Annotated in this window: 11 protein-coding genes; all 11 read right to left on the reverse strand. The window is 57.6% G+C overall.

Going from position 1 to position 14,390, the window contains the following annotated elements:
• Window positions 1-75: 75 nt before the first annotated feature.
• Window positions 76-1,071, reverse strand: a complete 996-nt coding sequence (meaB, locus tag C8D99_RS07305; RefSeq protein WP_133957488.1) for a methylmalonyl Co-A mutase-associated GTPase MeaB — start codon at window positions 1,069-1,071, stop codon at window positions 76-78.
• A gap of 5 nt (window positions 1,072-1,076) precedes the next feature.
• A complete protein-coding gene (locus tag C8D99_RS07310; protein WP_133957489.1) occupies window positions 1,077-1,493 on the reverse strand; it encodes a cobalamin B12-binding domain-containing protein in 417 nt (138 codons plus the stop codon).
• Between the two features lie 47 nt (window positions 1,494-1,540).
• Window positions 1,541-3,208 carry an acyl-CoA mutase large subunit family protein gene (locus C8D99_RS07315; RefSeq protein WP_133957490.1) on the reverse strand — a complete coding sequence of 556 codons (1,668 nt, stop codon included), beginning with the start codon at window positions 3,206-3,208 and terminating at the stop codon, window positions 1,541-1,543.
• A gap of 46 nt (window positions 3,209-3,254) precedes the next feature.
• Window positions 3,255-5,108 carry a tetratricopeptide repeat protein gene (locus C8D99_RS07320; protein WP_133957491.1) on the reverse strand — a complete coding sequence of 618 codons (1,854 nt, stop codon included), beginning with the start codon at window positions 5,106-5,108 and terminating at the stop codon, window positions 3,255-3,257.
• Between the two features lie 35 nt (window positions 5,109-5,143).
• A complete protein-coding gene (locus C8D99_RS07325; protein WP_133957492.1) occupies window positions 5,144-5,362 on the reverse strand; it encodes a flagellar biosynthesis protein FliR in 219 nt (72 codons plus the stop codon).
• Window positions 5,363-5,575: 213 nt separating this feature from the next.
• Window positions 5,576-6,553, reverse strand: a complete 978-nt coding sequence (locus tag C8D99_RS07330) for a Gfo/Idh/MocA family protein (RefSeq protein ID WP_133957493.1) — start codon at window positions 6,551-6,553, stop codon at window positions 5,576-5,578.
• An 89-nt stretch (window positions 6,554-6,642) separates the two neighbouring features.
• Window positions 6,643-7,362: a purine nucleoside phosphorylase YfiH/LACC1 family protein gene (locus C8D99_RS07335; protein ID WP_208321124.1), complete on the reverse strand. Its 720-nt coding sequence runs from the start codon at window positions 7,360-7,362 to the stop codon at window positions 6,643-6,645.
• 38 nt (window positions 7,363-7,400) lie between these two features.
• A complete protein-coding gene (locus C8D99_RS07340; protein ID WP_133957495.1) occupies window positions 7,401-8,729 on the reverse strand; it encodes a bifunctional folylpolyglutamate synthase/dihydrofolate synthase in 1,329 nt (442 codons plus the stop codon).
• 7 nt (window positions 8,730-8,736) lie between these two features.
• Window positions 8,737-11,406 (reverse strand): valine--tRNA ligase, encoded by a 2,670-nt coding sequence (locus C8D99_RS07345; protein ID WP_133957496.1) that lies wholly within the window; start codon window positions 11,404-11,406, stop codon window positions 8,737-8,739.
• Window positions 11,407-11,432: 26 nt separating this feature from the next.
• On the reverse strand, window positions 11,433-12,062 hold the full coding sequence (yihA, locus tag C8D99_RS07350) for a ribosome biogenesis GTP-binding protein YihA/YsxC (protein ID WP_133957497.1): 630 nt from the start codon (window positions 12,060-12,062) through the stop codon (window positions 11,433-11,435).
• Window positions 12,059-14,389, reverse strand: a complete 2,331-nt coding sequence (lon, locus tag C8D99_RS07355) for an endopeptidase La (protein ID WP_133957498.1) — start codon at window positions 14,387-14,389, stop codon at window positions 12,059-12,061. The genes yihA and lon overlap by 4 nt, the downstream gene beginning before the upstream one ends.
• Window position 14,390: the final 1 nt, after the last annotated feature.

A 14,390-nucleotide genomic window follows, 5' to 3' on the forward strand; every position in this document is an offset into this window, starting at 1 on the left:
TGCTTCGCTATCGCCTTCGGTCCTCCGCCTCCCTGCGCTTCCTCGTGCTTCCTTACCAGCTCTTCGCACAGCTCGTCAATTGTTCGGTGTGACATCTGATGTGTTTGCCTCCTTTGTCCCCTGGTTGTCTTCCGTCCGCGGGAACAGTTTCCTGAGTATGTCCGCTGAGACCGTGTAGGGGTTTATTTTTCGTGCAGCCAGGTCCTCCATAAGTTCCCGGCTTTTGTGAGCCTGCCAGACTTTTTCAGCTTTCCTCGTCAGATTCTTCAGAAGGATATCTTCCACCTCGGATGAAAGGCGCCTGAACTCGAACCGCGTGCCCTCAGGACTGTTTTTGACGAATTCATGATGCTTCATGATGCTCTCGGCGAACTCCTCCACACCGGTGCCGTTTTCCGCGACGGTAAGGTGTACGGGAGGTGTCCAGGCCTTGTCCCTGACAAGCTCGAGCATGAGCCTCACTTCGGCGGCTACCCTGTCGACTCCCGGCTTGTCGGCCTTGTTGATGGCAAAGACATTGGCGATTTCCATGATGCCCGCCTTCATTATCTGGATATCGTCGCCCATGCCGGGAACCAGGACGACGCACACCGTATCGGCAATCTTGATGATGTCCACTTCCGACTGGCCGACACCGACGGTTTCGATGATAATGACATCCTTGCCGCAGGCGTCAAGAAGCAGCACCGCCTCCCGGGTTCCCCTGCTCAGGCCGCCGAGGGATCCCCTGGTTCCCATGCTCCGGATGTACACGCCCTGATCTCCTGTATGGCGCTGCATCCTGATACGGTCGGCAAGGATGGCTCCACCGGAGAAGGGGCTCGAGGGATCAACGGCGATAATCCCCACACTCTTCCCCTTTTTCCGGAAAGATTCGATCAGCTTGTCGGTCAGCGTGCTTTTCCCTGCCCCGGGACTGCCCGTGATGCCGATGACCATGGCTTTGCCGGTGAGGGGGTAAATCCGGCGCAAAATCCCATCGGCTACCGGATCATCATTTTCAATCAGGCTGATTATCCGGGCGATGGCCCGGGTATCCCCTGCCAGCGCCTTGTTAATGAGAATATCCACAGCGGCTACTGTTCTTTGGCCCTTTTTTCCGCCACAGCCTTTTCAAGCCATTCAACACAGACGGACGTCGGGGTTCCCGGTCCGAAGACCGCTCCTGCGCCGGCCTCGAGAAGCCCCGGAATATCCTTGTCGGGAATGACTCCTCCGCCGAAAACGATGACGTCCCCGGCCTCCTTTTCTTTCAGCATGTCGATGATCTTCGTGAAATAAAACGTGTGGGCTCCGGAAAGAATACTGATGCCTACCGCATCTGCGTCCTCCTGAAGAACGGTTTCAACGATCTGTTCCGGTGTCTGCCTCAGGCCGGTGTACACCACTTCCATTCCGGCGTCCCGCAGAGCTCTCGCCACGACTTTCGCTCCCCTGTCGTGTCCGTCGAGTCCCGGTTTTGCCACAACCACCCTGATTTTTCTTTCGTCCACGGAATATCCCTCCAGTGTGTTATAAGACTTTCTAAACGGACGTGCCGCTACAGAACGATATTTTCGGTATACTCTCCGAATACGTTCCGGAGTACGCCGCAAATTTCTCCCTCGGTTGCATAGGAGCGGACGGCATTGATGATGAGGGGCATGAGATTCGTGGAGTCGTCGGCCGCCGCCCTGCGGATGTCATCGAGGGCGTTCTTTACGGCAAGGTTGTCCCTGGATTCCTTCAGCTTGTGAAGCTTGGCGATCTGCCGCTCTCCCACGGAAGCATCCACGGTAAGGAGGTTCATCTCCCCGTTGTCTTCCCTGACCTGGAACTTGTTCACACCGACAACGATGGCTTCCTTCGCCTCAACCGATCTCTGGTAGTCGTAGGCCGCATCCTGGATATGCTTCTGCACGTATCCCTTTTCGATGGCGGTCAGCATGCCGCCCATGTCGTCTATTTGGCCGATGTACTCGAAGGCTTTCTTTTCGATCTCGTTCGTGAGGCTTTCAACCACGTAGGATCCTGCCAGGGGATCGACCGTATTGGTCACGCCCGATTCGTAGGCGATGATCTGCTGGGTTTTAAGGGCTATACCGACACTCTTTTCGCTCGGAAGGGCCAGCGCCTCGTCCATGCTGTTCGTATGGAGCGACTGGGTTCCTCCCAGGACGGCGGCAAGGGCCTGCATGGTAACGCGGACGATGTTGTTTTCCGGCTGCTGGGCCGTGAGGGTGCTTCCCCCCGTCTGGGTGTGGAACCGAAGCATCTGGGCCTTCGGGTTGGTGACGCTGAAGCGGTCCTTCATGATTCGCGCCCACATGCGCCGGGCTGCGCGGAATTTCGCCACTTCCTCGAGGAAATCGTTATGGGCGTTGAAGAAGAAGGAAAGACGCTCTCCGAAAACGTTGGGATCAAGACCTTTCCTGGCGGCGGCTTCCACGTAGGCGATACCGTCGGCTAGGGTGAACGCTACTTCCTGTGCAGCGGTGCTTCCGGCTTCGCGGATGTGGTATCCGGAGATGGAAATGGTGTTCCACTTCGGCACGTTCTCGCTGCAGAACGCGAAAATATCGGTAATAAGCCGCATGGAAGGCTTCGGGGGGAAGATGTACGTCCCCCGGGCGATGTATTCCTTGAGAATGTCGTTCTGGATGGTTCCCGAAAGGACGTCCATGGGCACACCCTGTTTCTCGCCCACGCAGATATACATGGCAAGGAGGACGCTCGCGGGAGCGTTGATCGTCATGGAGGTGGAGACCTTGTCCAGGGGGATCTGGTCGAAAAGGATTTCCATGTCCTGGAGACTGTCAATGGCAACTCCCACTTTTCCGCACTCCCCCTGGGCCATGGGGTCGTCGGAATCGTAGCCTATCTGGGTGGGAAGGTCAAAGGCTACGGAAAGGCCGGTCGTCCCCTGGGAGAGCAGGTAGCGGTAGCGCTCGTTGGACTCTTCCGCAGAGGCAAATCCCGCATACTGCCGCATGGTCCAGAATCTGCCCCGGTACATGGTGGGCTGGACGCCTCTCGTAAAGGGGTACTCTCCGGGAAACCCGATATCCTTCATATAGTCCACGGACTCGGTGTCGTCCGGACCGTAGAGTCTCCCTAGGGGGAGCCCTCCTCCGGTAGTAAAGTTTTCCTTTCTCTCTTTGTTCTTTTGAAGCGACTTCGCCACGCCTGCCTCGAATTTCGCCCTGGCGTCTTTGTATTCCGTATTCATGCGTGCATCCCCTCCTCGAAAATTTGTTCTGTCAATAGCCTGTAATTTACAGAAGATCGGGCCATAGGGGCATCCAGTCCCTTGAGGATGCCGAACCTACGTCCATGTAGACGGAAAGGACGGACCGGCTGGGAAAGCCGGACGACGTTTCGTCGGAAGGCAGGGAAATCCTGACTTCTCCGCGGTAAGACGAGGAATACCCCGGCAGATCCCCTTGCGGGGAAAAGAGGGTTGTTCCTCCCGTGAGTCCCGATGCCCGGACGAGGGGCATCGGCGAAACGGTGTCGCAGAATGCGAAAAGGCGAATTCCGTTTTGAAGGCAAAAGCCTGCAAGCTGCTTCAGTTCTCCGGGAGAAAAGGGAATGGAGGATGCAGCAGCAACATCGGTGAGCCTGTTCCTTTTATCTGTCCAGAGCTGCCCAAGAATCTGCAGAACCTCTTTTCCCGTGGCCGCTTCATGAAAACGGCCTCCCGCCCGGCTGCCCGGGGGCACGAAGAACACGGCGGGATCCGCCGCCTTTTCCGGCAGGAACCGGAAGTCCGCCGTCAGCATCCTTTCATTCCAGACCGACGTGACAACCGGCCTGTTCCTCGACATATACGTGCGGTACGGCCCTGAAATCGACGCCCCGAGCAGAAAGCTCTCCCTGTCTTCCTCCCTGAGGACTGAGGGAGTATCAAGGGAGAGAAACGCTGGGGAGGATTCTTCAGGAAACAAATACATCTCCCAGAGTGAAAACCCCGCCACATCGAGGCAGTATACCCTGTCCTCGAGGGAAAAAAGGCTCCAGGCTCCGGGTGCTTCACGAATCACGGTCTCCGACCTTACTGCCTCCATGGTCTCAAAGGAAATGGTTGTTTTGCTCACCTCTCCCTTTTCATGGACAACAAAGAGATCGCCGAAAGGCGACCAGGCCAAGTCCCGGGGCGAATCCGCCCCGAAGGAGAACTCCGTGCGCCTTTCCCGGAGGGACACAATGAAAACCAGGCTGTTGTTGCGGTCGGCCACTGCAAGCCATTCTCCGAATGTCGCCGCTGCCGCGGGCTCAAAGGGGTGCTCCGTTTCAGGAAAGGTCAGTTCGGAAACAAGAGACAGGTCAGGAAGGGAAAATATCCCCGCTCTTCTGTAGGAAGCACTCACTGCTGCGAAGGCGCCTTCCGAGATCAGGGCGCCGTCAGAGGGAGGAAAGGGAAGTTCCCCGAGTTCCGTCAGTTCTTTCCCGCCGTCGCCGAAGGAGAGGACCTTCCCGCTTTCAAGAAGGACAATCCCGCTGGTCTGCCCTGAAAAAAGAGCTGTCACAGGGGATTCCAAATCGATACCGGAAAAGGACCGTTCTCCCCGGTTGCGCATCCACAGCCGGCCGCCGAGCGTATCTGCGACAGCCAGTCCTCCCGAGGGAGAGGATTCAGCCTTGCCGAGCCCTTTAATCCCCAGGTTCTGTAGAACGGGAAGGCCGAGGGCAGTCCTCAGGTCCCTCATGGAAGAAGCAGTCCGGGAAAAGACAGGCCTGCCCGCAAGAACATCGCCGAGGAACCTTCCCTCTTCTTCAAACCGTGAAAGTATACGGGGAACCGCCGTATCTCTCGGCCGGACTTCCAGAAAATACTTCAGCGACTTCAATGCGTCGTCAGCTCTTCCGGTTCTGTGAAGCGCAAGGCCGCGCATGAGATAGAAGTCAACGAGAAAAGTGTTCAGCTTCAGCGCCCTGTCAAGGTCTTCAAGAGCCCCGTAGTAATCCCGGGTGCAATACTTGCCGTAGGCGCTGCCGAAAAACTTCTCAGCCTCTTCCCTGTTCGCCGGGGGGAGGACCGCAGGCTCAAGGGGCACCGCCTGAAAGAAAAAAAAGAGGCACAGAGGAAGCAACAGCACGGTCCGAAGCCATTTGCAATCACGATCCATCGGCGGCACTCCCCCTCTCAACTCCCGGAATATCCTCAGAAATGTTTCGAAATGACATCGATGCCCGCAAAGGAATAAAAAGCGAGCGTAACCGCCCCTGCCAGAAGAAAGCCCAGCAGCATTCTCAGGTACAGCACCCACATCTCCCCGCCGGGCAGGGAGCCGCTCCGTATACGCACCACGATACGGGCGATGAACAATGAGGCAAGAAACATTCCGAGGGCTATAAGCGCTTGAACATTGACTATAGGCATTCTTCACTCAACTTTCAGCTTCTGATAATGGCAATTAGGATAACTCATAAAAAAAGGGAACGCCACTTAAAAAATCCTTTTTTTCGGCAATGCCCGGAGAGAAAAAAGAAAAAAATGTTCCTTCCACAAAAAGATACCCTGGATTTCGCACCCAGGGCATCTACTATACCATTTTTTCGGGATGTTTCGGTCATTGGAACGGGAGAAAGAAAATCAGCACACTCCTGCCTCTTCCCTGCCGGCGGCACTTTCATCGTTGAGATGAATCTGTTTCAGCACCGATACGGCGACCTCCAGAGCCCGCTTGCCGTCAGTGATCCCGACAAGGGGTTGTTTTCCTTCCCGGACGCAGGTTACGAAATGCTGCAGCTCCAGCTTCAGTGGTTCGCTCTTGGGGAAGACCGGGTGTTCGATAACCTCCACGAGACTGCTGTTGTTTTGCCGTACGCACCGGTTGATGGATACGTCCTGAGTTTCATAGTCGATGGTTACGTATCGCTCAGGCTCCATGATCTCGAGCTGTCTCAGCCGTCTCTCCGAAACCCGGCTTACGAGGATGTGGGCCATGGATCCGTTTTCAAACGAGATCTGGGCGGAGGCGATGTCCTCGTGATCTGACCGGATGCATCTTCCGGTGGCGGAAATGGCCGTAATTTCGGAACGGACAAGGGAGAGTATGATGTCGATATCGTGGATCATCAGGTCAAGTACGACCCCGACGTCGCTGATACGGGGAGAGAAGGGGCCGAGTCTCCGGGACTGGAGGAAGAGAGGTTCGTGAACAATCTTCGAAATGTACTGGACAGCGCTGTTGAACCTCTCGATATGCCCCACCTGAAGGACGAGATCAGAGTCGGCCGCTATTCGAAGCAAACTCTCCGCTTCGCTCACCGTGGTTGTCACCGGTTTTTCGATGAGGACATGAATCCCGTTGCTCAGCGCCTTCTTCGCTATTTCGAAGTGCAGGCTCGTGGGGACCACAACACTGACGGCATCAGGCCTTGCCCTGGCGATAAACTCATCCATATCCGTAAACCAGGGAACGCCCAGGTTGTCTCCTATGGCGGCGGCCCTGCTTTCGTTCTGGTCGACGACGCCTACGAGCTGCGTCCCGAGGAGTTCTGTGTATACCCTAGCATGGTGCTGTCCGAGATGTCCGACCCCGATGACACCCAGCCGTTTCAGGTCCATGAACGGATCAACTCCTTTAGATGCTTGAAAAGTGCTTTCCCCGTACAGTATTCTCACGGAGGGAGCATCAAAAGTGGCATGAGAGTAAATTATTCCATCCAGGCAAGAAGAAAAAGCCTGTTTTCCCTGTCGCCCCTTCTGTATGAATAGCATACATCATTATCCCTGAAAGTGCACAGGGGGACGGAACAGATCATTTCTTCCCCGATGCCCGCATCCCTGAGCTGTTTCCTGATCTCGCCGCCAAGGTCGAAAAAAACGTCATCCCCGTCTTCCGCTATGTTGTGCCGGGAAAAAGTCTCTATACCCCTCTGCGTCCAGGGCTCGTCCTTTTTCCGAAAGTAGTGCTCTCTTCCGATTCCCGGACCGATCCAGGCCCAGGTTTTCGACGGGTCGGCTCCCTTCTCATCCAGAAGGGAACGGACGGCCCTGCCCGTGATATTGAGCACGGTGCCTTTATAGCCTGAATGAAGGAGGACGATCCGGGGAGAAGGAGAAAGGGAAGCTATCACCACGGGGAAACAGTCGGCAAACCGGAGTGAGGCCTCTATGCCGCACCGGTCGATAAGAACTCCGTCGGCCATGGGCCGGGCCGGAAGGGCCGCGCCGCCGGAAGCCGCAATGACATCAGTTCCGTGAACCTGTTGAGGGGCTACAAGGGAACCTCTCCTGGGGAACGGGTCCAGCAGAAGATTCCTGGAACGGCCGGGAACGCCCGACGACCGGTCCATGGCAGCTCCCTTCAGGAACAGCCGCATGAAAAACCGTTTTTCCCCCTCCGGCGGCAGAAAAACTATGGAATCGTTCACTGGGGAATCTTCGATTTCGTATGCCGGGCCGTTCCCTTTCAAAAAAGCAGCTCCTCTCTTCGTGAAAGGATCAGGGTGCGCATCCAGCCGATGAAGTAGAGGCTGCCGCAGCATACGGTGCCCTGCCCCTTTCGCTCTGAAGCCTTCAGGGCATCCAGGGGGTCCGGGAAGACCTCCACCGCGTCCTCTTTCCACCCGCTGCGCCTAGCCGCCTCCGCGAGCACAAACGGATCGGCCGATCTCGGGTTGCCGGGAACGGACGTGCAGATAAGTCTCCCGGCTCCTTTCAGCAGCAGGGAGAGCCCTGCGGGAAAATCCTTGTCCTTCATGCAGGCGAAAACGACTGTCGGTTTTTTCCCGCCGTAGATTCCCCGGATACTCTCCACAAGCCTTCTTATACCGTCAGGGTTATGCCCTCCGTCAAGGACCAGGGGCGGATCGGCTCTGAGTATTTCAAACCGCCCGGGCCAGCGGGCATTCTCCGCTCCCTGAAGAAGGGCTTCCCCCGTGATGCGGGGAAACCGGCCGGAGAGGCACAACATCCCGGCGGCGGCAAGGGAGCAGTTTTCAACCTGGAAAGAACCGTGCAGCGGTGTCCGTATGGGAAAGCGTCCGCCTCCGCAGAAGAATGAAAAAGCCGTTCCCTCAGCCGTAACGGATATGTTCTCTGTCCGGACTTCTTCGGGGAGAACATGGGGAAGGGCGCCTGCGGCACGGGCTCTTTCCCGGAAAAGAGGAACAAGACCGGCGGGACTGCCCGAGAAAAAAGCGGGAATCCCTTCCCGCATGACCGCGAATTTTTCCCCCGCGATCTTTTCAAGGGTGTCGCCGAGAAAGTCCATGTGGTCCATGGAAATGGACGTCACGAGGGTGAGGACCACGTTTCCCAGGAGATTCGTCGCGTCGAGCCTTCCGCCGAGTCCGGCCTCTACCACGGCAAGCTCCACCCGGTTCCGTGAGCAGAGAAGAAACGCCGCCGCCGTGATGAGCTCGAAAAAGGTGGGAGGGTCGGACCGGAGGAAATCATCCTCCTCCAGGGCCTTCTGAATGGCCTCCGCCGCCCCGGTCCATTCCCCGAGGGAAAGGGGAAAACCGTCGATGAGAAGTCGTTCATCAGGTGATTCGAGATGGGGGCTGGTGTAGAGAGCAGTCCTGTACCCCGCCTCCCTGAGGATGGAATCGGAGAAGGAGGCTGTGGATCCCTTGCCGTTGGTGCCCACGATGTGGACTGCCGGGAAGTCCATCTGGGGATTTCCAAGCTTCTCCATCAGGCGGGAAATACGGTCGAGCCCCGGGCGGATTCCCGCACTGGCGAGGGAAGCAAAAACATTCTCCAGTTCTTCGAAGGACCGGGGCTTCGTGTTCATGGCCGTATCAGGAACGTTTCAGGCTTGAGAGGTTTTCTTCAATCCTGGAGAGACGGGCTTCATTTTCCGCGAGCCTGTCCTTTTCCTTCTCCACGACCTCCGCCGGCGCCCTGCTGACAAAATCTTCGTTGGCCAGTTTTCTCCTCCCGGCCTCGATGTTTTTCCTCATTCCGGCCATTTCCTGGCTCAGTCGTTCTATTTCCGCAGCGATGTCCAGGATATCCCCCACCACGAGGCTGACCTCTCCGCTCTCCATCTGGGATGAGAGAGAACCGGCCGGTTTTTCTTCCTCCGGTGAAAGAAGGGTGATCTTCCGTATTTTTGTGAGGGTTTCCATGATCATTCCATTCTCCCTGAGCACTTCGGCAAGGAGGGAATTTTCTTCCGTCTGCACAAATGCCTGGTTCGCAAATGCCTGGGGTGCGATTCTGGATTCCGCCCTGAGGTTTCTCAGGATGCGGACCGTTTCCTGGAAAAGCCCCATTTTTTCAGCGGCTCCCGGATAGTCGGGCCTGTCTTCCCATCGGGGCCAGGCATTCTCTTCGATGAATCCGCCGCCGAAACCGAAGGTCTCCCAGAGTTCTTCGGTCACGAAGGGAATGAAGGGGTGAAGAAGCAGAAGGACATCCCGGAAAACTCCGAAAATCACGGTCCGGGCGGCCAGTTTTCTTTCGGGACCTTCGTCTCCCCTGAGGGCCGGCTTGGAAAGCTCGAGATACCAGTCGCACAGGTCCCCCCACACGAAATCGTACAGGAGGCGCGCCGCTTCCCCCGTCCCGAAGCTGTCAAGCAGCCGGGACACTTCGCCGCAGACAGTCTTCGTCCTGGCGAGTATCCACCGGTCATGTAGGGCCAGGGGAGAATCGGCCGAAAGCTCCGAAAGAGGCACGCCGTCTTCCAGGTTCATGAGGGCGAACCGGGACGCGTTCCAGATCTTGTTCATGAACAGCCGGTACGTCTCGATCTTGCCGGTGCTCAGAAGGATGTCCCGCCCCTGCACCGTGAGGGCCGCCAGGGTCATCCGGAGGGCGTCGGCGCCGTATTTGTCGATCATGTCGAGAGGATCGATGACGTTGCCGCTCGACTTGCTCATCTTCTGGCCTTTTTCGTCACGGATAAGGGCGTGGATGTACACATCCCTGAAGGGAACCTCGTCCATGAACTCGAGGCCCATCATGATCATCCGGGCCACCCAGAAGAAGATGATGTCAAACCCCGTGACCATGAGGGACGTGGGGTAATAGAACCCAAGGTCTTCCGTCTCGTCGGGCCACCCGAGGGTGGAAAAAGGCCAGAGGGCGCTGCTGAACCAGGTATCGAGGACATCCTCGTCCTGGACTATCTTCGTGGAACCGCACTTTTCACAGGCAGCCGGGTCGTTCTCAGACACCGTGATATGGCCGCAGTCTTCGCAGGTCCACGCGGGAATGCGGTGCCCCCACCAGAGCTGCCTGGAAATGCACCAATCGCGGATATTCTCCATCCACTGGAAATACACTTTTTCCCACTGCTGCGGGGCCCAGCGTATCCTGCCTTCCTCCACGGCCCTGACCCCGGCCTCGGCCAGGGGCTTGGCTTTTACGAACCACTGCTCGGAGAGATAGGGCTCCACCACGGTGCGGCACCTGTAGCAGTGCCCCACGGAATGGACCATCTCTTCCGTCTTTTCCAGAAGTCCCGAGTTCCGGAGGTCTTCTTCGGCCTTCTTTCTCGCCTCTTCGATGGAAAGGCCTTCGTACCCCGGCGCCAGCTCATTCATGAAGCCGTGTTCGTCGATCACCTGCACCTGCTCGAGGCTGTGGCGCTGACCGACGAGGAAGTCGTTGGGGTCGTGGGCAGGCGTTATCTTGACGCAGCCGGTGCCGAACTCCGGATCCACCATGATATCTTCAATCACGGGGATTTCCCGCCCGCCGAGGGGCACCCGGACTTTTCTTCCGGCAAGGGCCGCCTTTTCAGACCTCGGGTGAACGGCTATAGCCACGTCCCCCCAGATGGTCTCCGGACGGGTGGTGGCGACGATGAGCCAGCCTTCGCCGTCGACGAAGGGATACCGGACATGGTAAAACTTCCCTCCGTGCTCCTCGTGCTCCACCTCGATGTCGGAGAGGGCGGTATGGCACCGGGAGCACCAGTTGATGATATATTTCCCCTTGTAGATGAGCCCTTTTTCGTACAGGCGGACAAAGACTGTCCTGACAGCCCGGGAGAGCCCCTCGTCAAGGGTAAACCGTTCCCGGTCCCAGTCGCAGGAGTTGCCGAGCTTCTTCATCTGGTTGATGATGCGGCTGCCGAACTCTTCCTTCCACTCCCAGACCCTCCGGACGAATTCGTCCCGTCCGAGGTCGTGCCGGGATTTCCCCTCCCCCGCTATCCTCCGCTCCACCACGTTCTGGGTGGCGATTCCGGCGTGGTCGGTGCCGGGAAGCCAGAGAACGTTGTACCCCCTCATTCTCTTGTACCTGCAGAGAATATCCTGGAAAGTGTGGTTGAAGGCGTGTCCCATGTGAAGGGAACCCGTCACGTTGGGAGGCGGAATGACGATGGAAAAGGCACTGGATTTGTCGCCGCCGGGGCGGGCCTTGAAAAGTCCTTTTTCCGTCCACGAGGCATACCATTTGTCCTCAATGGGTTTGGGGTCGTACGCTTTGGCCATTTTTTCCAGGATATCAGACATGACGAAACTCCCTCCGTTGCGTAAATTTACTCTTCCGGTGATCCCCCGGGAGACGTATGGTCCCCGGAAGCGAGATACTTCTCGAGAAAGAGCCTCAGGTCCTGAATGCCGTCTCCCTTTTCCGCCGACGTGATGATCGGCACATCCACCGATTTCAGGCCGTTCCGGATATATTTCTGGAGCGTGCCTCTTCTGGCGCCCTTTGAAATTTTATCCCCTTTGGTGAAAACTACAAGCAGGGGAAGGTCCAGGTGGGAAAGCCAGTCCTGGAGAGCTGTATCGTTGGCGAGCAGACCGTGCCTGAAATCGGCGAGATGAAGCACGAGCTCCAGCGACGCCCTGTTCGAAACGTAGCTGTCAATGAGAGCAGACCACTGATTCCGCTCTCCCTTGCTCCTGGAAGCGTATCCGTATCCGGGAAGGTCCACCAGCCTGAAGGGGCAGGCGGGACTTTCCACGGCGAAAAAGTTGATGCTCCTGGTCTTTCCGGGCGTTGCGCCCACATGGGCAAGGCGGCTTCCGAGAAGCTTGTTCACGAGGCTTGACTTGCCCACGTTCGACCTTCCCGCCACGGCTATTTCGGGAACGTCCTGAAGAGGGAACTGGTCCGCCCGAAATGCCGTGGCTTCGAGGCGGACCTTCCAGAGTCCCGTCATTTCAATTTCGCTCTCTCGAGGGCGAAGTCGAACACTTCCGCCGCCCGTTCCACGTACCTGAAGGAAAGTCCGTCCCTGGACCATTCCGGGATCTCCTCCACGTCGGGCCTGTTGGCAGCCGGAAGGATGATGTTCTTTATCCCCTGGCGTTTCGCCGCCAGGATCTTGTCCCGAATCCCGCCCACAGGAAGGACCTTTCCCTGAAGGGAAATTTCCCCCGTCATGGCGATTTCCGGCAAAACGGGGCTCTTCCGGACGGCGGAGAGCATGGCAAGGGCCATGGTGATGCCTGCCGAAGGCCCGTCCTTGGGTATGGCTCCCTCGGGGACATGAAGGTGAACGTCGATAGTTTTCCAGTCCACGTCGCCGATGCCGAACCCATCCGCGTTCGCCCGGAGGAAACCGAGGGCCGTCTGGGCAGATTCCTGCATCACCGAGCCCAGGTTGCCCGTGAGGGTGACGTCCCCCTTTCCTTTCATGGTGACCGCCTCGATGACGAGCACGTCTCCCCCCGTCTCGGTCCATGCAAGGCCCACAGCCGTGCCGGTCTCCTTTTTCTTCGGCAGCCGGAGATCATACAGCCTGGGCGGACCCAGGTACTCTTTCAGCTCCCTGGGACCCACAGTCACGGCACCTTCGAAGTCCTCCCCTTTTTCAACCAGTTTCCTTGCGATTTTCCTGCAGATGGTGGAGAGTTCTCTTTCCAGCCCCCTGACTCCCGCTTCCCTGGTGTATTCGCTTATCAGCTGTTCCAGACCCTTCGGGGTCACTTTCACCTGCTTCGGCGACAGGCCGTGCTCCGTGAGAATGCGGGGGAACAGATGTCTCTTCGCGATCCTGATCTTCTCCTGCCACACGTATCCCGGTATTTTTATCACTTCCATCCTGTCCAGCAGGGGACGGGGAATGGAATGGGTCACGTTGGCGGTGGTGATGAAGATCACGTCGCTGAGGTCCACCGGCACCTCCATGAAATGATCGGTGAAGGCACCGTTCTGTTCCGGGTCCAGCACCTCGAGCAGGGCGGCGGAGGGGTCTCCCCTGAAGTCCTGCCCCATCTTGTCGATCTCGTCCATGAGCAGGACCGGATTTCTTACCCCGGCCTGCCGTATTTTCTGAATGATCCGCCCCGGCATGGCGCCGACGTAGGTTCTGCGGTGCCCCCGTATCTCGGCCTCGTCCCGCATGCCGCCGAGGGACATGCTGACGAACTTTCGTTCAAGAGCCCGGGCGATGGATTTCCCGAGGGAGGTTTTTCCCACCCCCGGAGGGCCGACGAAACAGAGCACCTGCCCTTTCATCCTGCCGGAGGCGAGCTTGCGCACCGCCAGAAATTCGAGAATCCGCTCCTTGACCTTTTCCAGGCCGTAATGGTCTTCTTCCAGCACTTTTTCAGCCCTGACGATGTCGAGGTTGTCAGGGGAAAACCTGTTCCACGGAAGAGCCACCAGCCAGTCAATGTAGGTTCTGACCACCGTGGCTTCCGCTGACATGACCGGCATTTTCGAGAGCCGGTCGAGCTCGTGGAGCGCCTTGTTTCTGGGCAGCTCCGGCATGTCCGCCTCTTCGATCTTCCCCCGGAGCTCCTCGATCTCCGACGGCGTCTCGTTCTGGCCGAGCTCGTCCTGGATAATCTTCAGCTGCTCCCTGAGGTAGTATTCCTTGTGTCCCCGCTCCACTTCCTGGCGGACCTTGTCCTGGATGTCATGCTCCAGCTGGAGGATGTCGATTTCCTCGAGAAGGAGCTTCAGGATGAACTTGAGGCTTTTCTCGGGGTCAACCATTTCCAGCAGGCGCTGTTTCCGTTCCACCTTGATGGACAGGTGCGAGCTCACCAGGTCCGAAATCTGCCTGGGGTCGTCGACATTCATCACCGTGACGAGGACCTCCGCCGGAATTCTCGGATGGAGGGTCACATACTTGTCAAACTGCTCGAGGACGCTCCGCTTCAGGGCCTCGAGGTTCGGAGAAACGCTCTCGTCCCATGGAAGGGGCACCACGTCGGCCTCGAGAGCCTCTTTCCCCCTGCTGAAGGATTCGACCCTGACCCTCTCGACCCCCTCGATGAGCACCTTCGTCGTTCCGTCGGGAATTCGCACCATCTGCAGAATGGTGCAGAGGGTGCCCACGGCGTAGAGATCTTCCACCCTGGGGTCGTCGATCTGCATATCCTTCTGGGCGACCACGAGGATGTTTCTGTCCTGGAGCATGGCCATTTCTATGGCTTTCAGGGATCTCGGGCGTCCCACAAAAAGTGGGGCTATGATCCCCGGAAAGACCACGATGTCCCGTATGGGGAGGACGTAGCAGCGGCGCGGACTCTCCATT

Origin of the sequence: Aminivibrio pyruvatiphilus (genome assembly GCF_004366815.1) — a bacterium.
Classification (GTDB): domain Bacteria; phylum Synergistota; class Synergistia; order Synergistales; family Aminobacteriaceae; genus Aminivibrio; species Aminivibrio pyruvatiphilus.

Excerpts from the sequence above, each read along its gene's own strand:
- C8D99_RS07345 (WP_133957496.1), bottom strand. The coding sequence starts at position 11,406 with ATGTCTGATATCCTGGAAAAAATGGCCAAAGCGTACGACCCCAAACCC.
- C8D99_RS07320 (WP_133957491.1), bottom strand. The coding sequence starts at position 5,108 with ATGGATCGTGATTGCAAATGGCTTCGGACCGTGCTGTTGCTTCCTCTG.
- yihA (WP_133957497.1), bottom strand. The coding sequence starts at position 12,062 with ATGACGGGACTCTGGAAGGTCCGCCTCGAAGCCACGGCATTTCGGGCG.
- lon (WP_133957498.1), bottom strand. The coding sequence starts at position 14,389 with ATGGAGAGTCCGCGCCGCTGCTACGTCCTCCCCATACGGGACATCGTG.
- C8D99_RS07340 (WP_133957495.1), bottom strand. The coding sequence starts at position 8,729 with ATGAACACGAAGCCCCGGTCCTTCGAAGAACTGGAGAATGTTTTTGCT.
- C8D99_RS07325 (WP_133957492.1), bottom strand. The coding sequence starts at position 5,362 with ATGCCTATAGTCAATGTTCAAGCGCTTATAGCCCTCGGAATGTTTCTT.
- C8D99_RS07330 (WP_133957493.1), bottom strand. The coding sequence starts at position 6,553 with ATGGACCTGAAACGGCTGGGTGTCATCGGGGTCGGACATCTCGGACAG.
- C8D99_RS07315 (WP_133957490.1), bottom strand. The coding sequence starts at position 3,208 with ATGAATACGGAATACAAAGACGCCAGGGCGAAATTCGAGGCAGGCGTG.